21 protein-coding genes are annotated in these 21712 nt (G+C 75.1%); 11 read left to right on the plus strand and 10 right to left on the minus strand.

What is annotated here, in order from left to right; all coding sequences use genetic code 11:
* Position 1: 1 nt before the first annotated feature.
* The 6 genes from ACFQ8Y_RS12280 to ACFQ8Y_RS12305 are packed head-to-tail and all read right to left on the minus strand — an operon-like array spanning position 2 to position 4893.
* Positions 2-1048, minus strand: a complete 1047-nt coding sequence (locus tag ACFQ8Y_RS12280) for a FecCD family ABC transporter permease (RefSeq protein WP_430550065.1) — start codon at positions 1046-1048, stop codon at positions 2-4.
* Entirely contained in the window at positions 1045-1623 is a 579-nt protein-coding gene (locus tag ACFQ8Y_RS12285) for a DedA family protein (RefSeq protein ID WP_430550064.1), read from the minus strand. Before ACFQ8Y_RS12285 ends, ACFQ8Y_RS12280 begins: the two co-directional genes overlap by 4 nt.
* Before the next feature lie 33 nt (positions 1624-1656).
* Positions 1657-2049: a Fur family transcriptional regulator gene (locus ACFQ8Y_RS12290; protein ID WP_430550378.1), complete on the minus strand. Its 393-nt coding sequence runs from the start codon at positions 2047-2049 to the stop codon at positions 1657-1659.
* A gap of 44 nt (positions 2050-2093) precedes the next feature.
* On the minus strand, positions 2094-3017 hold the full coding sequence (locus ACFQ8Y_RS12295) for a metal ABC transporter permease (protein ID WP_430563628.1): 924 nt from the start codon (positions 3015-3017) through the stop codon (positions 2094-2096).
* Positions 3018-3031: 14 nt separating this feature from the next.
* The gene (locus ACFQ8Y_RS12300; RefSeq protein WP_430550063.1) at positions 3032-3907 is read right to left on the minus strand and encodes a metal ABC transporter ATP-binding protein; all 876 of its coding nucleotides are present in this window, start codon (positions 3905-3907) and stop codon (positions 3032-3034) included.
* On the minus strand, positions 3904-4893 hold the full coding sequence (locus tag ACFQ8Y_RS12305) for a metal ABC transporter solute-binding protein, Zn/Mn family (protein ID WP_430585620.1): 990 nt from the start codon (positions 4891-4893) through the stop codon (positions 3904-3906). The genes ACFQ8Y_RS12300 and ACFQ8Y_RS12305 overlap by 4 nt, the downstream gene beginning before the upstream one ends.
* A gap of 148 nt (positions 4894-5041) precedes the next feature.
* Between ACFQ8Y_RS12305 and ACFQ8Y_RS12310 the strand changes: the two genes are divergently transcribed.
* The 3 genes from ACFQ8Y_RS12310 (at position 5042) to ACFQ8Y_RS12320 (ending at position 7913) form a co-directional block, all read left to right on the plus strand.
* Positions 5042-5995 (plus strand): alpha/beta hydrolase, encoded by a 954-nt coding sequence (locus ACFQ8Y_RS12310; protein ID WP_430585621.1) that lies wholly within the window; start codon positions 5042-5044, stop codon positions 5993-5995.
* A gap of 21 nt (positions 5996-6016) precedes the next feature.
* A complete protein-coding gene (locus tag ACFQ8Y_RS12315) occupies positions 6017-6367 on the plus strand; it encodes a YciI family protein (protein ID WP_430550060.1) in 351 nt (116 codons plus the stop codon).
* Positions 6368-6521: 154 nt separating this feature from the next.
* Positions 6522-7913 carry a glycine--tRNA ligase gene (locus ACFQ8Y_RS12320; RefSeq protein WP_430550059.1) on the plus strand — a complete coding sequence of 464 codons (1392 nt, stop codon included), beginning with the start codon at positions 6522-6524 and terminating at the stop codon, positions 7911-7913.
* An 85-nt stretch (positions 7914-7998) separates the two neighbouring features.
* Here the strand turns inward: ACFQ8Y_RS12320 and ACFQ8Y_RS12325 are convergent, their stop codons facing one another.
* Together ACFQ8Y_RS12325 and ACFQ8Y_RS12330 are read right to left on the minus strand one after the other, a co-directional pair.
* Positions 7999-8148 (minus strand): hypothetical protein, encoded by a 150-nt coding sequence (locus tag ACFQ8Y_RS12325; protein ID WP_429764160.1) that lies wholly within the window; start codon positions 8146-8148, stop codon positions 7999-8001.
* A 105-nt stretch (positions 8149-8253) separates the two neighbouring features.
* Entirely contained in the window at positions 8254-9204 is a 951-nt protein-coding gene (locus tag ACFQ8Y_RS12330; RefSeq protein ID WP_430563621.1) for a LysR substrate-binding domain-containing protein, read from the minus strand.
* A gap of 117 nt (positions 9205-9321) precedes the next feature.
* On the opposite strand from ACFQ8Y_RS12330, the gene ACFQ8Y_RS12335 reads away from it, so the two are divergent.
* The 8 genes from ACFQ8Y_RS12335 to dusB all read left to right on the plus strand — a co-directional run bounded on the left by ACFQ8Y_RS12335 (position 9322) and on the right by dusB (position 18540).
* Positions 9322-10512 carry an NAD(P)/FAD-dependent oxidoreductase gene (locus ACFQ8Y_RS12335; RefSeq protein WP_430585622.1) on the plus strand — a complete coding sequence of 397 codons (1191 nt, stop codon included), beginning with the start codon at positions 9322-9324 and terminating at the stop codon, positions 10510-10512.
* A 17-nt stretch (positions 10513-10529) separates the two neighbouring features.
* The gene (locus ACFQ8Y_RS12340; protein WP_430585623.1) at positions 10530-11897 is read left to right on the plus strand and encodes a 2-oxoadipate dioxygenase/decarboxylase family protein; all 1368 of its coding nucleotides are present in this window, start codon (positions 10530-10532) and stop codon (positions 11895-11897) included.
* A complete protein-coding gene (locus ACFQ8Y_RS12345) occupies positions 11894-13450 on the plus strand; it encodes an aldehyde dehydrogenase family protein (protein ID WP_430585624.1) in 1557 nt (518 codons plus the stop codon). The genes ACFQ8Y_RS12340 and ACFQ8Y_RS12345 overlap by 4 nt, the downstream gene beginning before the upstream one ends.
* 94 nt (positions 13451-13544) lie before the next feature.
* A complete protein-coding gene (locus ACFQ8Y_RS12350) occupies positions 13545-14522 on the plus strand; it encodes an ABC transporter ATP-binding protein (protein ID WP_430585625.1) in 978 nt (325 codons plus the stop codon).
* The gene (locus ACFQ8Y_RS12355) at positions 14519-15328 is read left to right on the plus strand and encodes an ABC transporter permease (protein WP_430550053.1); all 810 of its coding nucleotides are present in this window, start codon (positions 14519-14521) and stop codon (positions 15326-15328) included. The genes ACFQ8Y_RS12350 and ACFQ8Y_RS12355 overlap by 4 nt, the downstream gene beginning before the upstream one ends.
* Before the next feature lie 56 nt (positions 15329-15384).
* Positions 15385-16623, plus strand: coding sequence for a sensor histidine kinase (locus ACFQ8Y_RS12360; protein ID WP_430585626.1), 1239 nt, complete (start codon positions 15385-15387; stop codon positions 16621-16623).
* Entirely contained in the window at positions 16620-17225 is a 606-nt protein-coding gene (locus ACFQ8Y_RS12365; RefSeq protein ID WP_430585627.1) for a response regulator transcription factor, read from the plus strand. The genes ACFQ8Y_RS12360 and ACFQ8Y_RS12365 overlap by 4 nt, the downstream gene beginning before the upstream one ends.
* 76 nt (positions 17226-17301) lie before the next feature.
* Positions 17302-18540 (plus strand): tRNA dihydrouridine synthase DusB, encoded by a 1239-nt coding sequence (gene dusB, locus ACFQ8Y_RS12370; protein ID WP_430550050.1) that lies wholly within the window; start codon positions 17302-17304, stop codon positions 18538-18540.
* Positions 18541-18661: 121 nt separating this feature from the next.
* On the opposite strand, the gene ACFQ8Y_RS12375 is transcribed toward dusB, so the two are convergent.
* Both ACFQ8Y_RS12375 and ACFQ8Y_RS12380 read right to left on the minus strand, forming a co-directional pair.
* Positions 18662-20476, minus strand: coding sequence for a glycoside hydrolase family 13 protein (locus ACFQ8Y_RS12375; protein ID WP_430585628.1), 1815 nt, complete (start codon positions 20474-20476; stop codon positions 18662-18664).
* A 119-nt stretch (positions 20477-20595) separates the two neighbouring features.
* The gene (locus ACFQ8Y_RS12380) at positions 20596-21618 is read right to left on the minus strand and encodes a LacI family DNA-binding transcriptional regulator (RefSeq protein ID WP_430550048.1); all 1023 of its coding nucleotides are present in this window, start codon (positions 21616-21618) and stop codon (positions 20596-20598) included.
* Between the last annotated feature and the right edge of the window lie 94 nt (positions 21619-21712).

Genomic DNA, 21712 nt, shown 5'->3' on the forward strand with positions numbered 1-21712 from the left:
CTCACACCCCCGCCACGGTCCGGCCGCGGGCCACGGCCACAAGGACGGGGGCGCCGATCGCGGCGGCGACGACGCCGGCCTCGAGCTCGGAGTGCGGCAGCACCAGGCGTCCGACGACGTCGGCCCCCAGCAGCATCACGGGGCCCAGGACGGCGGTCAGCGGGACGATCCAGCGGTAGTCCGTGCCGACCAGGCGCCGGGCGGCGTGCGGCACGGCGAGCCCGACGAGGGCGATGGGGCCGGCCAGCGCCGTCGCCGTCCCGGCGAGCAGGATGACGGCGACGGCCGTGAGCCCCCGCGTCACCCCGACGCGCTGGCCGAGCGCGGAGGCGACGTCGTCACCGAGCGCGAGCATGGACAGCCGGTGGGCGAGCGCCCCGGCCAGCACGACGCCGACGACGACGAACGGCCACAGCACCGCGAGCGTCTCCGTGCCCCGCCCGGTGAGGGAGCCCACCGCCCAGAACCGGTACATGTTGAAGGCCTCGGGGTCGCGCAGCAGCACCAGGGTGATCAGGGGCGTGATGAGCGCGGTGACGGTCGCGCCGACGAGGGCGAGCTTGACCGGTTGCCCGGCGCCGATGGAGAAGACCAGCAGCGCGGCGGCGGCGGTGCCCGCGAACGCGAACCAGACGAACCCGAGCGGCGAGGCCACGCCGAGCATCGACACGGCGATCACGACGGCGAGCGACGCGCCCGAGTTGAGGCCGAGCAGGCCGGGGTCGGCGATGGGGTTGCGGGTGACGCCCTGCACGAGGGTGCCCGCGATGCCGAGCGCCGCGCCGGCGGCGAGGCCGATCAGCGTGCGCGGCACGCGCTGGTCCCGCACGACGTCGTGGTCGACGTTCCCCGCGACCGGGTGGGTGAGGGCCTGCCAGACGGTCGCGACGTCGATGTCGCGCACGCCCAGCGCGAGGCTCGCCAGCACGACGAGGGTGAGCACCACGAGGGCGGCCAGGACCACCAGGAGGCGGCCGCGGGCGCGCCGGGCGACGAGGGCGGACGCGGGCCGGGCTGCGGGGGCGACGGCGGCGGTGGTCGTGCTCACGACGCGTCCTCGGCCGCGGGGGCGACCGTCGGGTCGGCGGGGCGTCCGGCGGGGTGTTCCGCGGGCGTCCGACGGGTCAGCCGGTAGGCCACCCAGGAGACCAGGGCCACCGCCCCGAGGCCGACCGCGACGAGGGTGACGGGATGGCGCAGGCCGACGGCGATCGCCGCGTTGACGGCGGCGGTGCCGACCGTCGTCCAGATGCCGGCCCACACGGCGCAGCCGGCGAGCAGCGCCGCGAGGTAGCGGCCGAAGGGCATCCGCAGGTAGCCCGCGGCGAGGTTGACGAGGGTCTGCACCCCGACGGTGAAGAACGACAGGGTCACCGCGGGCGGGCCCCAGCGGTTCACGCGCTCGATCACGGCCGCCGCGCCCGGGCGGGCCAGGGTGTCGGCGACCCGGCCGCGGGACGTGCCTCGGGCCACGCCGCGCCCCGCCCAGTAGGTGGCCTGCGCGCGCACCAGCACGATCCCGAACGCGGCCGCGTAGACGACCCAGAACGGCACACCGGCGATCGTGAAGACGCCGGTGGGTTCCTCGGCGGCCGCGGCGAGCGCGGGCGTGGTCAGGTGCACGGGAACATTGTGCCCGACTGAGGTATGCCTGCCCTAATTCGACCGGTCGTCCGCCGACCGGCACGCGGCGCAGGTGCCCCACAGCTCCACGGTGTGCTCGATGTCGGCGAAGCCGTGCGCGGCACCGACCGACGCGGACCACTGCTCGACCGTCGGGCCGTCGATCTCGACCGTGCTCCCGCAGGTCCGGCACACCAGGTGGTGGTGGTGCTCTCGCCGGGCGCAGCGGCGGTACAGGCTCTCGCCGTCCTCGCTGCGGAGCACGTCGACGTCGCCGCCGTCGGCCAGCGCCTGGAGCGTCCGGTACACGGTGGCGAGGCCGACCGCGTCCCCGCGGGAGCGCAGCAGCTCGTGCAGCTGCTGGGCGCTGCGGAACTCGTCGGTGTCGCCGAGGGCGTCCGCCACGGCCGCCCGTTGCCGCGTCATTCGCGGCGGTGCGGCGGTCCGGGCGGTGCGGGACGTGGTGTCGTTCACGGCGTGCACTCCTCCTGAGGTGCGCCCCGGCCGGCGCCGGCCGGGGAGACGGCGACGTCGTCGGGGATGTCGGGATGCGGGTCGCGGGGCGCGCGCCGGCGGGCGAGCAGCGGGTGCAGCGCGGCGACCACGGCGTAGACGGCGATCGCGAGGACCACGATGAGCGCGCCGGGCGAGACGTTGTGCCAGTAGGTGATGGACAGTCCCGTGACGCACACGGTGACGCCCACGATCGACGCGACGAGCATCGTGCGCCGGAACGACCGGGTGACGAGCTGGCCGATCGCCACCGGCACGATCATGAGCGCCGAGACGAGGAGCAGCCCGACGACACGCATCGCGACCGTCACCGTCAGCGCGGCGAGCACCGCCACGGCCATGTTCAGCGCCCAGACGGGCAGCCCCGAGGAGACGGCGAACTCCTCGTCGTGGCTCACGGAGAACAGCGCGGCGCGCAGCCCCAGGCCGATGAGCAGGATGAGGCCGCACAGGGCCACGGTGACCCAGACGTCGGAGAGCGTCACCGAGGAGATGGAGCCGAACAGGTAGGCCATGAGGCTGCCGGACGAGCCGCCGGCCAGTCCGATGAGCAGCACGCCGCCCGCGATGCCGCCGTAGAACAGGATGGCGAGCGCCAGGTCGCCCGACGTGCGGCCGCGGCGGCGCACGACCTCGATGAGGACCGAGCCGGCGACGGCGGCGACCACCGCGCCGGGGACGGCGAGGACGTCGTCGGGCACGAGGCCCATCGCCGCGCCCACGAGCCAGCCGAGCGCGACGCCGGTGAGCGCGACGTGCCCGATGCCGTCGCCCAGCAGGGCGAGGCGCTTCTGCACCAGGTACGTGCCGACGACGGGCGCGCTCAGGCCGACCAGCAGGGCGGCGACGAGCGCCCGCTGCATGAACGGGTCGGTGACCATCTCCCACAGGCCGCTCACGGTGCCACCTCGTCCTCGGTGTCGTCGGGTCGCTCGAACGGGCCCTCGGCGAGGCGCACGTCCTCGGGGCGCTGCACGGTGCGGGCGTGCGCGTGCGGGTGCACGTGCTCGTGGGCGTCGCCGCCGTGGCCCGGCTGCGGGGTGGGCGGGGCGCCGTCGTGCACCACGCGCCCGTGCCGCAGCACGACGCAGCGCTGCACCAGGGGCGCGAGCTCGCCGAGCTCGTGCAGCACGACCAGCACGGTCATGCCCTCGGCCACGAGCCGCGTCATGGTGGCGGCGAAGGCCTCCTGGCTGGGCCGGTCGACGCCGGCGACGGGCTCGTCCAGCACGAGCAGCTCGGGCCTGCGGACCAGGGCGCGGGCGATGAGCACGCGCTGCTGCTGGCCGCCGGAGAGCTGGTGCGTGGCGTAGCGGGCGCGGTCGGCGAGGCCGACCAGGTCGAGCGCCTCGCGCACGCGGGCGCGCCAGCCGCGCGGCAGCCGCAGGCGCCGGCCGTGCAGCAGGCCCGAGGCCACGACCTCGGCCGCCGTGGACGGGACGCCGGCGGCCGCGCTGACGCGCTGCGGGACGTAGCCGACGCGGGACCAGGGGACGGCGTTGCCGAGCGCGTGCCCGAACAGGTGCACGCTGCCCTCGGCAGCCGGCAGCACGCCGACAAGCGTGCGCACCAGGGTGGACTTGCCGGAGCCGTTGGCGCCCAGCAGCGCGACGACCTCGCCGCGGCGGACCGTGAGGTCCACCCCGCGCAGCACGGGGCTGGCGCCGAGGCGGACGTGCACGTCACGGGCCTCGATCGCCGGGACGGCGTCGTCCCGCGGCGGCGGGGGAGTCTCGGCCCCGCTCGGGGAGTCGGTGGCGAGCGTGGTCATGAGCACTGGAGCCCTTCGGTGAGCGCGGCCAGGTTGTCCTGCATGACCGAGACGTAGTCGTCCCCTGCCGCGGCCGCGTCCTTCGACAGGCCCTCGAGCGGGTCGAGGACGGCCGTCGTGACGCCGATGTCGTTCGCGAGGGTCTCGGCCACCTTCGGGCTGGTGAGCGTCTCGGTGAAGATGGTGCTGACGTCGTTCTCCTCGACGATCGCACCCACCTCGCGCAGCCGCGCGGGGGACGGCTCGGCCTCCGGGTCGAGGCCGACGATGCCCACCTGCTCCAGGTCGTAGCGCTCGGCGAGGTAGCCGAACGCCTCGTGCGACGTGACGAGCGTGCGCGACGCGCACTCCTCCAGGCCGGCGGAGAACTCGCCGTCCAGGTCCGTCAGCGACTTCTCCAGGGTGCGGGCGTTCTCGGCGTACGTGGCCGCGTGCTCCGGGTCCGCCTCGCCGAGCGACGCGGCGACGGCGTGCCCGACGTCGACCACGCGTGTCGGGTCGAGCCAGAAGTGCGGGTCCTTCGCGCCCTCGGCGTGGTCGTGGCCGTCGTCGGCGCCCTCGTCGGCGTGCTCGCCCGTGTCCTCGAGCGCGTCCGCCGTCGCGTCCTCGCCCGTCGGCGTGCCGGGGTGCTGCTCGAGCGTCACGACGTCGCTCGTGTCCACCACGTGCTCGGGCGACTGCGTCGCGACGGCCTCGTCGACGGCGGACTGGAAGCCGGAGGAGTACACGACGAGGTCCGCCGTGCCGATCTCGCGCACCTGCGCGGGGGAGAGCTCGAGGTCGTGCGGCTCCGCGGCCGGCGGCGTGAGGTTGGAGACGGTGACGAGGTCGCCGCCCACCTGCTCGGCGACGTACTGCAGCGGGTAGAAGGACGCGAGCACCTCGAGCGTGCCGTCGGCGGAGCCGTCGTCGGTGGAGCAGCCCGCGAGCACGGCGGGCAGGGCGAGGACGGGCAGGGCGGCGAGGGCCGCGCGTCGGCGAAGCATGAGAACGATTCTCAGATAATTGAGAACGGTTGTCAACACGGCCGTGCGCCCGCCGGCCCGGAGCCGATCTCACCCTCTCCGGCGCGTCACCGGCCACCGGGCGGGACGTCCCATCATCGGAGGGTGCGGCGCGGGAAGGAGGGCCGCCATGGCGCTGCAGTGGCGGGTGCGCCTGCTCGGGGCGGCGATCAACCGGGCGGTGGTCCCGTACGCCCGGATGTCGGACGCCACGCGGCACAGGCTGAACTCCCGGTCCGGACCCCGCTGGGTCGGCGAGGTCCTCAGCGGCCGCCCCGACCCCGCGGCGGGCGTGGGAGAGCTCGTCGTCCCGGGGCCGGCCGGCGGGATCCCCGCGCTGACCTACCGGCCCGCGGGGGTCGAGGGAAGCCTCCCACTGCTCGTCGTGCTGCACGGCGGCGGGTTCGTCTTCGGGCACCGGTCCATGACGGCCTGGCTGTCCAGCCGCCTCGCGACGCGCGTCGGCGCCGTCGTCGTCGCGCCCGGGTACCGCCTGGCCCCGGAGTTCCCCGTCCCGGCGCCGGGCGAGGACTGCTACGCCGTCGCGGCCTGGGCGGCGGCGCACGCCGCCGAGCTCGGCGGGGACGGGGGCCGGCTCGCCGTCGTGGGGGAGAGCGCCGGGGCGACCCTCGCGGCGGTGGTGACGCTGCTGGCGCGCGAGCGGGGCGGCCCGCACCTCCGCGCCCAGGCCCTGGCGCAGGGCGCCTTCGACCTGCGCCCCGGGGCGCCGATGATGATCCCGCAGGCGGCCTGGCCCTTCGGGCGCACCGCCGACGCGCCGGACGCGGTCGCCGCCTACCTGGGTTCGGCGGGCGACCCGGGCGACCCGCTCGTGTCGCCGCAGCTCGCCGAGCACGCGGGGCTGCCTCCGGCGTTCGTGCTCACCGCCGACCATGACTACCTGCGCGAGGACGGGGAGCGCTACGGCGCGGCGCTGCGCGCGGCGGGCGTGCGCGTGGAGCATCTGCACCTCGTCGACAGCCCGCACGGCGTCTTCTCGTTCCCGGGCTGGTGCGCCGCCGCCGTGCCGGCGCTCGACCGCCTGGCGGCGTTCCTGCGGCGCGAGCTCACGGTGCTCCCGTAGCCCGGTCGTGAGGAGGGCCCGATGCGGTTCGACGAGCTGGTGCTGGTCCGGCTGCTGCGCCCCGAGGGCTGGGCGCCGCTGCCCGAGGACGACGCGGTGGCGGTCCAGGACGCGCACCTGGCGGCCGTCGCCGACCTGCACGAGCGCGGCCTGCTGCTCGCGGCGGGCCCGGCGGAGGGGCCGGGCGAGCAGGTCCGGGGATTCGCCGTCATGACGTGCGGTCTCGAGGAGGCCCAGGAGCTGTGGGCCCAGGACCCCGCGGTGCTCGCGGGCCGGTTCGTGGCCGAGTGCACGGCGTGGCTCACGCCGGCCGGGATGGTCGTCCCCGGACCGGGCACTCCGCCGCGCTCGGTGGCCGAGGCCGAGGGGTGACGGGCCGGGTCGGGCCCGCCCGGGCCGGTGGACGGGCCCCGGTAGGCTGGGGGCACCGCAGCCGGTCGACGTCGGGCCCCGACGTGCCGACCGGGCGGCGTTCCCCGCACCGGCCCCACGAGCCACGTGGCGGCCCGACATCCAGGAGTGATCCGTGGCAGCACCGTCCCCGTCCGCCAAGCTCGACGCCGTCGTCTCCCTCGCCAAGCGGCGAGGTTTCGTGTTCCAGTCCGGCGAGATCTACGGCGGTACGCGCTCCGCGTGGGACTACGGGCCCCTCGGCGTGGAGCTGAAGGAGAACATCAAGCAGCAGTGGTGGCGCGCGATGACGCGTCGCGACGACGTCGTGGGTCTCGACTCCGCCGTCATCCTGCCCACGCCCGTGTGGCACGCGTCCGGCCACCTCGGCGCGTTCAACGACCCGCTGACCGAGTGCCTCTCGTGCCACAAGCGGTTCCGCGAGGACCACATGATCGAGGAGTTCGAGGAGAAGAAGGGCCGCGCCCCCGAGGGCGGCCTCGCCGAGATCGCCTGCCCCAACTGCGGCACCCGCGGGCAGTGGACCGAGCCCCGCGACTTCAACATGATGCTCAAGACGTACCTCGGCCCCGTCGAGGACGAGTCCGGCGTGCACTACCTGCGCCCCGAGACGGCGCAGGGCATCTTCGTGAACTTCTCCAACGTGGCCGCCGCGTCGCGCAAGAAGCCGCCGTTCGGCATCGCGCAGATCGGCAAGTCGTTCCGCAACGAGATCACGCCGGGCAACTTCATCTTCCGCACGCGGGAGTTCGAGCAGATGGAGATGGAGTTCTTCGTCGCGCCGGGCACGGACGCCGAGTGGCACCAGTACTGGATCGACACCCGGATGTCCTGGTACACGGACCTCGGCATCGACCCCGAGAACCTGCGCCTGTACGAGCACCCGGCCGAGAAGCTCTCGCACTACTCCACCCGCACGGTGGACATCGAGTACCGCTTCGGCTTCACCGGCAGCGAGTGGGGCGAGCTCGAGGGCATCGCGAACCGCACCGACTTCGACCTCAAGACCCACTCGGAGCACTCCGGCAAGGACCTGTCGTACTTCGACCAGACGACGAACGAGCGCTGGCTGCCGTACGTCATCGAGCCGGCCGCGGGCCTGACCCGCTCGCTCATGGCGTTCCTCGTCGAGGCGTACGCCGAGGACGAGGCGCCCAACACCAAGGGCGGCGTCGACAAGCGCACGGTGCTGCGCCTCGACCCGCGCCTCGCGCCGGTCAAGGCCGCCGTCCTCCCGCTGTCGCGCAACGAGGCCCTGTCGCCCAAGGCGCGCGACCTCGCCGCGGAGCTGCGTCGGAGCTGGAACGTCGACTTCGACGACGCCGGCGCCATCGGTCGCCGCTACCGCCGTCAGGACGAGATCGGCACGCCGTTCTGCGTCACGGTCGACTTCGACACCCTGGACGACGACGCCGTGACCATTCGCCACCGCGACACCATGGCGCAGGAGCGCGTGGCGCTCCCCAAGGTCACCGCCTACCTCGCGGAGCACCTCGCCGCCTTCTGACCGGAGCCCGCCTTCAAGGCGGAAGGGGCTCGGATCCGCCGCAGCGGACCCGAGCCCCTTCGTGCGTCCCCCTGACGCTGCTCGCTCAGGTGCGGCTTCGCCGGACCAGTCCGAGCACGAGGCTCGCGACCAGGACGATGACGCCGAGCCAGATCAGGAACTGGCCGATGCTCGTCGCGACCCCGAGGATCACGAGGACGACGCCGACCAGAACGAGGATGAGCCATGCGGGCATGGGGACCTCCAGTCTCTTCGCGCCGCCCGTGCGGCGACGCGATCGCGACGATGTTGGCACGCATTCCCGATACACGCGCGTTGTCGGCTTCGCCCGTGATGCCCCTCACAACCCGGTCGTGAACCGCCCCGTCCCGTGCACCACGGCCTCGATGGTGCGGGCCACCTCCTCGACCGCGGGACGGCGGGGCGCCGTCGACGGCTCGAGCAGCACGATCTCGCGCTCCACGAGGTCGAACAGGGTGGTGGTGCGCAGGTCGTGCGCGGGGCGCAGCGTGAGCATGATCGGCGTGGCCAGCGTCACGCCGAGCCCCTGCGCCACCAGGGCGAGCGTCGTGGAGGTGTCGTTCACCTCGTGCGCGGCGCGGGGCTCGAAGCCCGCGGCACGACAGGCGCCCCGCACCGCCGCGCCGTAGTGCGTCGGCAACGGGGGCAGGATCCAGGGCATCTCGGCGAGGTCGGCGAGGTGGAGGCGTGCGGGCAGGTCCGAGGTGGGCGTGGAGACCAGCTCGAACCGCTCGGTCCGCAGGGGGCGCAGGGCCGTGCCGGGGAGCCGGGGGATGGGTGCGCCCGGATAGTCGAGGCCGAGCCCGAGGTCGACGTCGCCGCGTCGGACCGCGCCCGCCACGTCGTCGACCGTGAGCTCGATCCCGACCAGGGTGATGCGCGGGTGCGACGCCGCCAGGCGCGCGACGAGCTGGGGCAGCAGGCTGGCGGCGACCGTCGCGAAGGCGCCGACGCGCACCGTGCCCGACGCGTCGCCGCTCGCCGCGCGGGCCGAGTCGAGCGCGTCGCGCTGGGCCGCGAGGAGCGGCTCGGCCCGTTCCGCGAGCGCGAGACCGGCCTCGGTGAGCGCGACCCCCCGTCCGTGCGGCCGGACCACCTCCGTGCCCACCGCCCGGGCGAGCGCCGCGAGCTGGTGCGAGACGGCGCCCGTCGTGTAGCCCAGGGCCGCGGCGGCGGCGGTCATCGTGCGGTGGTCGGCGAGCGCGCGCAGGGCGCGCAGCCCCGACCAGGGCAGGTCGCGTCCCGGCGGTTCGGCCGCACCGGTGTCCATCTCGCCAGGCTACAACCGTGCAGAGTCCCTGCACGGTTACGGCGACGAACCTTCGATGGTGCTGGACGCTCGTCCCGGTCCACGATGGGCGCACGAGCAGGTCGACGAGGAGGTCGGGTGGAGCGGTCCCAGGCGGTGCCGTCGCGGGCGGACGTGGTCGTCGTCGGCGGCGGGGTGATGGGGGCGTCCGTGGCCTTCCACCTCGCGGAGGCGGGGGCGGCCGTGGTGCTGCTCGAGGCCGGCGAGCTCGGCCGCGGGAGCTCCGGCAAGCCGATCGGGGGCGTGCGCGCGCAGTTCTCCGACCCGGCGAACGTCGCGCTCGGCCACCGCAGCCTCGAGCTGTTCGAGGACTTCCGGTCCCGCCCTGGTGCCGACGTCGGGCTGCGCCAGACCGGCTACCTCTTCGCGCTGCCCACCGACGACGACGTCGCCCTGTTCGGACGGTCCGTCGCGATGCAGCGCGACCTCGGCGTCGACAGCCGCCTGCTCACCGTCGCCGAGGCCCGCCGCCTCAACCCGTACCTGTCCGCGACGGCCTACGCCGGCGCGGCCTATGCACCCCGGGACGGCTGGGCGCACCCGGCGGCGGTCGTGGCGGGGTACGCGGACGGCGCGCGCCGGCACGGGGCGAGCGTCGTCACAGGCGCGCCGGTGACCGCCGTCGACCCCGAGGCGGACGGCCGGCTCACCGTGGTGACGCCGCGCGGGGCCGTCACCGCGCCCGCCGTCGTCGTGTGCGCCGGGGCCTGGTCCCGCGACGTCGGCGCGATCGCCGACGTCGACCTGCCCGTGGACCCGGTGCGGCGCCAGATCGTGTTCACGGGACCGCTCGACCCCGCGCCGCCGACCCTGCCGTTCACCATCGACTTCGGCACCACGTTCTACCTGCACAACGCGGACGCCCGCGGCACCCTGCTGCTGGGCGCCTCGGAGCCGGACACCCCGGTCGGCTTCGACACCGCCTACGACCCGGCGTGGGAGCCGTGGCTGCGCGAGCTGGTCGCGCGGGCCACCCCGGCGCTCGCCGACGCCCCGCTGACGGGGGGCTGGGCCGGGCTCTACGAGCTCACGCCGGACCACGACGCGCTGATCGGCGAGGCGCCGGCCGGCCCCGGCGGGGCGCGCGTGCTGTACGCCTGCGGTTTCTCCGGGCACGGCTTCCTGCAGGCGCCCGCCGTGGGGGAGGCCGTGGCCGACCTGTACCTCGGGCGGGCGGGGACGCCCGCGGCACGCGGTGTCGACGTGTCCGCGTTCGACGCCGGGCGGTTCGGGGCGCGACGGTCGCGCACCGAGGCGAACATCATCTGAGAGAGGACGCACGCACCGTGACGACCGACTTCTTCGCACCGTGGCAGCTCCGGGCCGCGTTCGCGCGCTCGCTGTCCGACATGTACGGGCGGGAGGTGCCCGCCTACACGACGCTGCTCGAGGTGTCCCACGACGTCAACGCCGACGTCGTGCGCGCCCGTGGCGCCGACGCGGAGCGGCTGGGCTCCATCGACCGGGTCACGGCCGAGCGGCACGGGGCGATCCGCGTGGGCACGCCGGCGGAGCTGCAGCAGGTCGCCCGGGTCTTCGGCGCGATGGGGATGCACCCCGTGGGCTTCTACGACCTGCGCGACGCGTCGTCGTCCTCCGTGCCCGTCATCTCGACGGCCTTCCGCCCGACCGACCGCGCCGAGCTGGCGCGCAACCCGTTCCGCGTCTTCACGTCCATGCTCGTGCCGTCCGACCGGCGGTTCTTCAGCGCCGACCTGCAGGAGCGCCTCGAGACGTTCCTGACGAGGCGGACGCTGTTCGGGCCCGAGCTGCTGGCGCTCGCGGACCGCGCGGAGGCGGACGGCGGCCTGGGCGCCGGCGACGCCGCGGAGTTCCTGCGCCGCGCGACCGCCGCGTTCGAGCTGGGGCGCGAGCCCGTCGACCAGGCCTGGTACCGGGAGCTGGAGGCCGTCTCGGCGGTGGCGGCCGACATCGGCGGCGTGCCGTCCACGCACATCAACCACCTCACCCCGCGCGTGCTCGACATCGACGACCTGTACGCCCGCATGGAGGCGCGCGGCATCACGATGATCGACGCCATCCAGGGCCCACCGCTGTGGGAAGGGCCGGACGTGCTGCTGCGGCAGACGTCGTTCCGCGCGCTCGCGGAGCCGCGCACGTTCCGCACGCCGGACGGCGAGGTCGTGCAGGACTCCCTGCGCGTGCGGTTCGGCGAGGTCGAGGCGCGCGGGATCGCGCTGACCCGCGAGGGGCGCGCGCGGTACGACGCCGCCGTCGTCGAGGGCGCGACGCCCGAGGTGTGGCGCCGCACCTTCCCCGACAGCGAGGCCGGGCTGGTCGAGCAGGGCCTCGGCTGGTTCACCTACGAGGTGTCCGACGACGGCGCCGGGCCCGCCGGGGTGCGTCGCGAGCCGATCGTCTACGAGGACTTCCTGCCCCGCTCCGCCGCCGGCATCTTCCAGTCGAACCTCACGGAGGAGGGCTCCAAGGACGCCAGCCAGGCGGGCGAGGAGCGCGACGCCGACTGGATGGCCGGCGCCGTCGGGCGCGAGCTGTTCGACCCCTTCGACCTCTACGCGGCGCAGGTGGCGGCCTCGCTCACCTCCGCCGCGCAGCGCCTCGGCGTCGCGCCGGAGACCCTGGCCGCGACGCCCGCCGTCCCCACCACCACGAGCACGGGAGCCGACGCATGACCACCATCGACACCACCACCCCCGCCACGGGCACCCTGGGCGCCGAGCTGCGCGACGCCGCGCTGGCGGCCCTGGCCCGGATCGGGGCCGACGTCCCCGCCGCCCCCGCGGAGGGCGGGCTGGCCGTCGTCTCGCCGCTGGCGGGCCAGGCCCTGTTCACGCTCCCCGAGGCGGGCGCGGCCGACGTCGACGCCGCCGTCACCGCCGCGACGGAGGCCTTCCGCACCTGGCGCTCGGTGCCCGGGCCGGTGCGCGGCGGCGTCGTGCGCCGCCTCGGCGAGCTGCTCACCGAGCACAAGGCCGACCTGGCCGAGCTGGTGACCATCGAGGCGGGCAAGATCACCTCCGAGGCGCTCGGCGAGGTGCAGGAGATGATCGACGTCTGCGACTACGCGGTCGGCCTGTCGCGGTCGCTCGGCGGCCGCACGATGCCGTCGGAGCGCCCCGGGCACCGGCTCATGGAGCAGTGGCACCCCCTCGGCGTCGTCGGCGTGGTGAGCGCGTTCAACTTCCCCGTCGCGGTGTGGTCCTGGAACACCGCCGTCGCGCTGGTCTGCGGCGACACCGTCGTGTGGAAGCCGAGCGAGAAGACGCCCCTGAGCGCGCTCGCGTCGAACGCGCTGCTGCGGCGGGCGCTCGCGGAGGCGGGGTTCCCCGAGGCCGTGAGCCAGGTCGTGCTCGGCGCCCGCGAGGCGGGGGAGGCGCTCGTCGCGGACCGCCGGGTCGCGCTGCTGTCGGCCACGGGCTCGGAGCGCATGGGCCAGCAGGTGGCGCCCGTCGTCGCCGGCCGCGGCGGCCGGTACCTGCTGGAGCTCGGCGGCAACAACGCGGCCGTCGTCGCGCCGTCCGCCGACCTCGACCTCGCCGTGCGCGGCATCGTCTTCGCCGCCGCGGGCACGGCGGGCCAGCGGTGCACCAGCCTGCGCCGCCTCGTCGTGCACTCGTCCGTGGTGGACGATCTCGTCGGGCGCCTCGAGACCGTCTACGCCGGGCTCCCGGTCGGCGACCCGCGCGCCGACGGCACGCTCGTCGGGCCCCTCACCGACGCCGGGGCGCGCGAGCGGATGCTCGCCGCGCTCGACGAGGCGCGCGCCGACGGCGGCACGGTCGTCGTGGGGGGCGAGGCGGTGGACGTGGACGGCGCGCCCGGCGCGGCCTACGTCTCGCCCGCGCTGGTGCGGATGCCGGGGCAGACGGACGTCGTGCGCCGGGAGACGTTCGCGCCGATCCTCTACGTGCTCACCTACGACACGCTCGACGAGGCCATCGCGCTGCACAACGACGTCCCGCAGGGGCTGAGCAGCGCCATCTTCACGCTCGACGTGCGGGAGGCCGAGACGTTCCTGTCGGAGGTGGGCTCCGACTGCGGCATCGTCAACGTCAACATCGGCACGTCCGGGGCGGAGATCGGCGGCGCGTTCGGCGGCGAGAAGTCCACCGGCGGCGGCCGCGAGTCCGGCTCCGACTCGTGGAAGCAGTACATGCGCCGCGTCACCAACACCGTGAACTACTCGACCGAGCTGCCCCTCGCGCAGGGCGTGAACTTCGGCTGACGGCTCCCGTCGCGGCGTGGCCATGACAGATGTCATGGCCACGTCGTGACAGGCGACCCTGCAGGTCAGCGCGCAGGGCGACGACGATCGAGGCATGACCTCGACGAGCACCACCACATCGCCCGCACCGCCGGCGCTGAGCCTGCGCGGGCTGCGCAAGGAGTTCGCGTCGCCGTCCGGACCCGTCCGCGCGGTCGACGGCATCGACCTGGAGGTCGCCCCCGGCGAGGTGGTGGCCTTCCTCGGCCCCAACGGCGCCGGCAAGACCAGCACGATCGACATGGTGCTCGGCCTGAGCGCCCCCAGCGCCGGCACCGTGCAGGTGTTCGGCGCCGACCCCGCGGACGCGATCGCCGCCGGCCGCGTGGCCGCCGTCATGCAGACGGGCGGCCTGCTGCGCGACATCACGGTGGCCGAGACGGTCGCGCTCACCGCGGCGCTCTTCGGCCGCACCGGCTCCCCGGCGCCCTACCTGGAGCGGGCCGGCATCGCCGACCTCGCCGACCGCCTGGTGGGCACGTGCTCCGGGGGGCAGCAGCAGCGCCTGCGCTTCGCGATGGCGCTGGTCAGCGAGCCGGACCTGCTCCTCCTCGACGAACCCACCACCGGCATGGACGTCGAGGGCCGCCGCGAGTTCTGGGCAGCGATCCGCGCCGACGCCGCCGCCGGGCGCACCGTCGTCTTCGCCACGCACTACCTGGAGGAGGCCGACACGTACGCCGACCGCGTCGTGCTGGTCAGCCGCGGACGGGTCGTCGCCGACGGTTCGACCGCCGACGTGCGGAGCCTCGCGTCCGGCCGCACGGTGAGCGCCCGCATCGACGACGACGGCGAGCGTGCCGCCGTCGCCGCCCGGCTGCGCGACCTGCCCGTCGTCGACGCCATCGACCACCGCGGGACGCGGCTCGTCGTGCGCACCGCCGACTCCGACGTCGTCGCCCGCCTCCTGCTCACGCAGACCGCGGCGCGCGACCTCGAGGTCGCCTCCGAGAACCTCGAGGACGCGTTCGTCGCCCTCACCACCACCGCGGCCCCCGGCGCCGCGCCGAGCACGGACGGAGCCACCCGATGAGCGCCACGACCGTCACCCCCGGCACGACGACGCCGCCCCCGGCCGCCCGCACGGCCCGGCCCGCCGTCCGGCCCCTCACGGCCGCGCGCGCCTACCTCGCCGTCGAGCTGCGCCGCGCGCTGCGCAACCGCCGCACCCTGATCTTCTCGATGGTGATGCCGCCGGCCCTCTTCCTCATCTTCGGCCTGCAGGGCGACGACGTGAGCCAGAGCACGGGCCACGGGAACGTCGCCGGGTGGATCGCCGTCTCGATGGCGCTGTACGGGGCGATGGTCACCGCCACCGCCGGCGGCGCCGGCGTGTCCGTGGAGCGTGCCCAGGGGTGGACGCGGCAGCTGCGCCTCACGCCGTTGCGCCCCGCCGTCTACGTGGGGGTGAAGCTCGCCGGCGCCATGGTCCTCGGCGCGGGCTCCGTCGTGGTCACCCTCGCGGTGGCGGCGGTCGCCGGGGCCCAGATGTCGGCAGGGGCCTGGGTGCTGTGCGCCCTGCTGGCCTGGGTGGGCTCCCTCGTCTTCGCCGCGTTCGGCCTGTTCATGGGCTACCTGCTGCCGGCGGAGAACGTCATGCAGATCCTCGGGCCCGTGCTGGCGCTGCTGTCCTTCGCCGGCGGGCTGTTCATGCCGCTCGGCGACGGCTGGTGGGCCACGGTGGCGCAGCTCTTCCCGACGTACGGCCTGGCCGAGCTCGTGCACGCCCCGCTCGGCGGCGACCTCGGCGTCGCCGCGGTCGTGAACGTGCTGGCCTGGGCCGCCGTCTTCGCGGCGGGCGCCGCCTGGCGGTTCCGCAAGGACACGGCGCGGGTGTGAGCGGTCCTGCCGACCCTATGGCCCGCCACCTGCGCGGGCGTGGCACGGTGGGGGGCGTGACCTCGACGTCCCCCGCCGCGCCGTCCGCCGAGCCCGCGGGCGGCGCCGCGTTCGACCTCGCCCAGGGCGGCGCTCCCGGCGGGCCGCCCTGGGCGCGGCGGCGCGTCGGGCTGCTCGTCTCGGTCGTCTGGGTCGTCTTTCTCGCGGAGCCGTTCAGGGCGGCGCTCGACGCCGACACCGTCGCGCTACGTGTCGCGGGCGTGCTCGGCGTGCTCGGCGTGGGCGCCATCTTCGCCGGGACGGTGCTGACCCTGCAGCGCCGGGGTCGCGTGCCGCGCCGGGCCGCCGTCGTGCTGATCGTGGTCCAGGCCGGGTGCGTCGCCCTGTCGTGCCTCGCCGCGCAGGAGCACGGCCTGGTGGGTCTCGTCTTCGTGTGCGTCACGGCGATCTACTCCCTCGGCGGCCGTGCCGCGCTGTGGGTCGTCGTGGCGAGCATCGTCGTGATGCTCGTGCTGCCCCGCGTGCTGCCGGGCTGGGCGACGGAGGACGGCAACGCGCTGGCGGTCGTCCTGGCCAGCGCCGCCGTCTACGGGTTCATGCAGGTGATCGACCGCAACCGGCGCCTGATCGCCGCACGGCAGGAGCTCGCCGACCTCGCCGTCGCCCGCGAGCGGGAGCGGATCGCCCGCGACATGCACGACGTGCTCGGCCACTCGCTCACCGTCATCTCCGTCAAGGCGGAGCTCGCCGCGAAGCTGCTGCGTGCCGCCGCGCCCGACCGGCCCGACGCCGCGCCCGAGGCCCGTGCCGCGCACGAGGTCGCGGACATCCAGGACCTGGCGCGCGGCGCGCTCGCCGACGTGCGCGGCATGGTCGCCGGGTCACGACGCGTGACCCTCGCCGGCGAGCTGGCCGCCACCCGGTCCGCGCTCGACGCGGCCGGCGTCGCGGCGGACCTCCCCGGCGCCGTCGACGTCGTCCCCGCCGACCGGCGTGAGCTGTTCGCGTGGGTGCTGCGGGAGGGCACCACCAACGTGCTGCGGCACGCAGGCGCGTCGCGCGTGGTCGTGACCGTCACCGCCGACTCGCTCGTGGTGGAGGACGACGGCCGCGGCCGGCCGGCGACACGGGAGGGGACACGGGACGAGGGCGGCGGGCACGGGCTGACCGGACTGGCCGCGCGCGCCCGGCAGGCCGGCGCGGTGCTGGAGACGGCCCCGGGCCCGCTCGGTGGCTTCCGCCTCGCCGTGACGGTACGCGACGGCGCCCCGGCGGGTGCCAGGATCGACCCGTGATCCGACTGCTGCTCGCCGACGACCAGGCCCTCGTCCGCGGCGCGCTCGCCGCCCTCCTCGACCTCGAGCCCGACCTCGAGGTCGTGGCCCAGGTGGGGCGCGGCGACGAGGTGCTCGACGCGGCCCGTGAGCACGCCGTCGACGTCGCCCTGCTCGACGTCGAGATGCCCGGCCTCGACGGCATCGCGGCCGCCGCCGTGCTGCGCCGCGAGCTGCCGTCGTGCCGCTCGCTCGTCGTGACCACGTTCGGCCGTCCCGGCTACCTCCGCCGCGCGCTCGACGCCGGGGCGAGCGGGTTCGTCGTCAAGGACACGCCCGCCGAGCAGCTCGCCGACGCCGTCCGCCGCGTCCACGCCGGGCTGCGCGCGGTCGACCCGGACCTCGCCGTCGCGTCCCTGGCCGTCGGGGCGAGCCCCCTCACCGAGCGCGAGCGGCACGTGCTGGCGCTCGCGGCCGACGGCGGCACGGTCGCGCAGGTGGCGGCGGAGGCGTTCCTCTCCGAGGGCACCGTGCGCAACTACCTGTCGGCGGCCATCGGCAAGACGGGCGCCCGGACGCGTGCCGAGGCCGTGCGGACCGCGCAGGACAACGGCTGGCTCTGAGCCGCCGCCGCGACCGGGACGGGCGGCGTGACGAACCTGACCACGCCGGCACGGCGGGGTTTGCGACAATGGGAACGTGACTTCCACCCTCGATCCCGTCAGCACGCCTGCGTCCGGAGAGCTCGGCGCGGCCGTGCCCGCCGCCGAGCGCGTCCTGCCGCCGCTGCAGATCGGGCCGATCACCGTGGACACCCCGGTCGTGCTGGCGCCGATGGCCGGCGTCACCAACCGGGCCTTCCGCACGCTGTGCCGGGAGGCCGGCGCGTCGCAGGGCTACGACCCCGGGCTGTACGTGGCGGAGATGGTGACCAGCCGCGCGCTGGTGGAGCGCAACGTCGAGTCGCTGCGGATCGTCACGTTCGGCGACGACGAGACGCCCCGCTCCGCCCAGGTGTACGGCGTGGACCCCGCCACGGTCGGTGCCGCGGTGAAGATCATCGCGGGCGAGGACCGGGCCGACCACGTCGACCTCAACTTCGGCTGCCCCGTGCCCAAGGTGACGCGCAAGGGCGGCGGCTCCGCGCTCCCGTGGAAGCGGCAGCTCTTCACCGACATCGTGCGGGCGGCCGTCGAGGCGGCCGAGCCGCACGGCGTCCCCGTCACCGTGAAGATGCGCAAGGGCATCGACGACGACCACCTCACCTACCTCGAGGCCGGCCGCATCGCCGAGTCGCTCGGCGTCGCCGCGGTGGCGCTGCACGCGCGCACCGCCGCCGAGTACTACTCGGGCACCGCCGACTGGACCGCGATCGCGCGGCTCAAGGAGGAGGTGCGCAGCGTCCCCGTGCTCGGCAACGGCGACATCTGGTCCGCCGAGGACGCGCTGCGGATGGTGCGCGAGACGGGGGCGGACGGCGTCGTCGTCGGGCGCGGGTGCCAGGGCCGCCCGTGGCTCTTCGCCGACCTCGCTGCCGCGTTCCACGGCACGACGACGCGCGTGCGACCCGGCCTGCGCGAGGTCGCCGACGCGATCTTCCGCCACGGCGAGCTGATGATCGCCTACTTCGACGGCGACGAGGGCAAGGGCATGCGCGACCTGCGCAAGCACATGGCCTGGTACCTCAAGGGCTACGTCGTCGGGGGAGAGGCGCGGCACGAGCTCGCGATGGTCTCCACGCTGGCGGAGCTGCGCGAGCGGCTCGACGCCCTCGACCTGGAGCAGGGCTACCCGGGCGAGGACGCCGAGGGGCCGCGAGGCCGCGCCGGCTCACCGAAGCAGCCGCACCTGCCTTACGGCTGGCTCGACTCCCGCGACCTCGACGCGGAGTTCGAGGCGAAGCTGCGCGAGGCCGAGCTCAGCGTCAGCGGCGGCTGACCGCTCCGGTCGCGAGGTAGCACGAGAACTGCCGAGGTAGTTCGAGTTCTCGCGAGGTAGTGCACTACCTCGCGGAGTCACGAACTACCTCGGCAGTTCTCGTGCTACCTCGGCGGGGCCGTCAGGCGCGGAGCCAGACCGTGGTGTCGGCGGGGACGCGGGTCTGCGGGTCCGCGGAACGGTCGGTCATGACCGGCCCGGAGGCGAGCAGCACCTCCGCGCCGCGGGGCAGCAGCACCGGCTCGGTGCCCAGGTTCGCCACCACGACGACGTCCTGGTTGCGCAGCGCGACGACGTGCGGCGAGTCGGACCAGGCGTCCAGCCACGCGAGGGCGCCCTGGCCCAGGCCCTCGGCCTTGCGCAGCGCGAGGGCGCCGCGGTAGGTCTCGAAGGTCGAGCCCGGGACGCCGTACTGCGCGTCGGCGGCGTAGCGCGCGAACGACGCGGGCTGCGGCAGCCACGGCTCGCCGGCCGGCCCGAAGCCGAACCCGGGGGCGTCGGCCGCCCAGGGCAGCGGCACGCGGCAGCCGTCGCGGCCGGCCTCGGCGCCGCCGGTGCGGAAGTGACCCGGGTCCTGGCGGACCTCGTTCGGCAGGGAGGTGTGCTCGGGCAGCCCGAGCTCCTCGCCCTGGAAGAGGTAGGCCGACCCGGGAAGGCCGAGCATGAGCAGGCTGGCGGCGCGGGCGCGGCGCAGGCCGAGCTCCTCGTCGGGCTGGGGGTCGGTCGCGAAGACGCCATTGACCTTGAGCGACGGGTCGGCGGAACCGAGGCGCGACGGGTGGCGCACGACGTCGTGGTTGGACAGCACCCAGGTGGTGGGCGCGCCGACCTCGTCGTTCGCGCGGTACGACGCCTCGACGACGGTGCGCAGCGCGGCGGCGTCCCAGCCGGTGGTGAGGAACGAGAAGTTGAACGCCTGGTGCATCTCGTCGGGGCGCACGTAGCGGGCGAGGCGGCTCAGCGGCTCCACCCACGCCTCGGCGACGAGGCAGCGGTCGCCGTCGTACTCGGCGAGCACCCGGTGCCAGGCGCGGTAGATCTCGTGCACGCCGTCCTGGTCGAACATGGGGCCCTGGTTGCCGGCGCCCGTGGAGCCGTCCTCGGGGGCGCCGGGGTCGGTGACGGGGGCGTCGTCGGCATCGTCCGCGCTGCCGGCGACCATCTCGACGTGCCCGTCCCAGTCGGGCAGGCCGTCGGCCTTGATCATGCCGTGCGCGACGTCGACGCGGAACCCGTCGACACCCCGGTCGAGCCAGAACCGCAGCACGTCCTCGAACTCGGAGCGCACCTGCGGGTTGGTCCAGTCGAGGTCGGGCTGCGTCGAGTCGAACAGGTGCAGGTACCACTGTCCGGCGGTGCCGTCCGCCTCGGTGACGCGCGTCCAGGCGGGGCCGCCGAAGATCGACTGCCAGTTGTTGGGCTCCTGCGAGCCGTCGGCGCCGCGGCCGTCGCGGAACATGTACCGCGCCCGCTCGGGGGAACCGGGGGCGGCGGCGAGCGCCTGCTGGAACCAGGCGTGCTGGTCGGAGGTGTGGTTCGGCACGAGGTCGACGATGACGCGGATCCCGCGGGCGTGGGCGCCGGCGAGCAGGTCGTCGAAGTCGGCGAGGGTGCCGAACAGCGGGTCGACGTCGCGGTAGTCGGCGACGTCGTAGCCCGCGTCGTTCTGCGGGGAGCGGTAGAACGGGGACAGCCAGACGGCGTCGACGCCGAGCGTCTCGAGGTGGTCCAGCCGGGCGGTCACACCGGGGATGTCGCCGATGCCGTCGCCGTTCGCGTCGGCGAACGAGCGCGGGTAGACCTGGTAGATCACGGCGTCGCGCCACCACTGCCGCGCGACGCCGCTCCCGGCGTGCACGACGGCGCCGGTGCGGAGCAGGTCGTCGGCCGCGCCGTCGACCGTGGCCGCGGCGGGGATGGGCTGGGTGGAGGTCATCGCTGGCTTCCTCACCTGATCGGGGTCCGGGGGTCGGCACGGTCGGTCGATCCGTGTCAGACCGTCGAGTGTAAGCGTTGCTGCAAGGGTTGCAGCACCACCCCCCGAAATGACCCCTGTCAGCCCCTCGGTGCGGCCCCCGTCGAGCCGCGCACGACCAGCTCCGGCGCGAACAGCAGCTCCGTGCGCGTCGCCTGCTCGCCCTGGATCTCCGTGAGGAGGGCGCTCACGGTGGCCCGGGCCATGGCCTCGACCGGCTGCCGCACGGTCGTCAGGGGAGGTTCGGTGAACGCGATGAGCGGGGCGTCGTCGTACCCGACGACCGACACGTCGTCGGGCACGGACAGCCCCTTCGAGCGGGCGGCGCGGACCGCGCCGAGGGCCATGAGGTCCGACGCGCAGACGATCGCGGTGTGGCCCGCGTCGACGAGCTCGGCGGCCGCGGCCCGCCCGCCCTCGAGCGTGTACAGGCTGGAGCGCACGTGCTCCCGGGCCGTCGCCTCGTCGTCGGCCAGCCCGTGACGGACGAGCGCGGCGAGGAAGGCGGCGAGCTTGCGGCGCGACGGCACGTAGCGCTCGGGGCCGATCGCGAGGCCGATGCGGCGGTGCCCGAGGGTGACCAGGTGCTGCACCGCGACGTCCACGCTGGCGGCGTCGTCGGGAGACACGAACGGGGCGTCGATCCCCGGGGCGTAGCCGTTGACCAGCACGATCGGTACGCCCTGGCTGCGCAGCATCGAGTACCGGGTGTGGTCCGCGCGGGTGTCCGCGTGCAGGCCGGAGACGAAGACGATGCCGTCGACCGAGTGGTCCACCAGCGTGCTGACGTACTCGTCCTCAGTGGTGCCGCCCGGCGCCTGCGTGCACAGCAACGGGGTGTAGCCGCGCTGGGCGAGGATCGACTCGATCGCCTGCGCGAACGCGGGGAAGACCGGGTTGGTCAGCTCGGGGACGATGAGGCCGACCAGTCCCGCGGAGCGGCCGCGCAGCACGGACGGGCGCTCGTACCCGAGGACGTCGAGCGCCGCGAGCACGGCCTGCCGGGTGGAGCTGGCCACGCCGGGCTTGCCGTTGAGCACGCGGGAGACGGTGGCCGTCGACACGCCTGCCTGCTCCGCCAGGTCGCTCAGTCGGGTTCGCACCCGAGGAATCGTAGGGGACACGGGACCTCCTCGTCCTGGGGTGGGACGCCGGCGGTCGGCCGCCGGTCGCCTGCGCGATGCCTCCTCGTTGCCG

Source organism: Isoptericola sp. NPDC056605 (assembly GCF_042792795.1).
In the GTDB taxonomy this organism is placed as follows: Bacteria; Actinomycetota; Actinomycetes; order Actinomycetales; family Cellulomonadaceae; genus Isoptericola.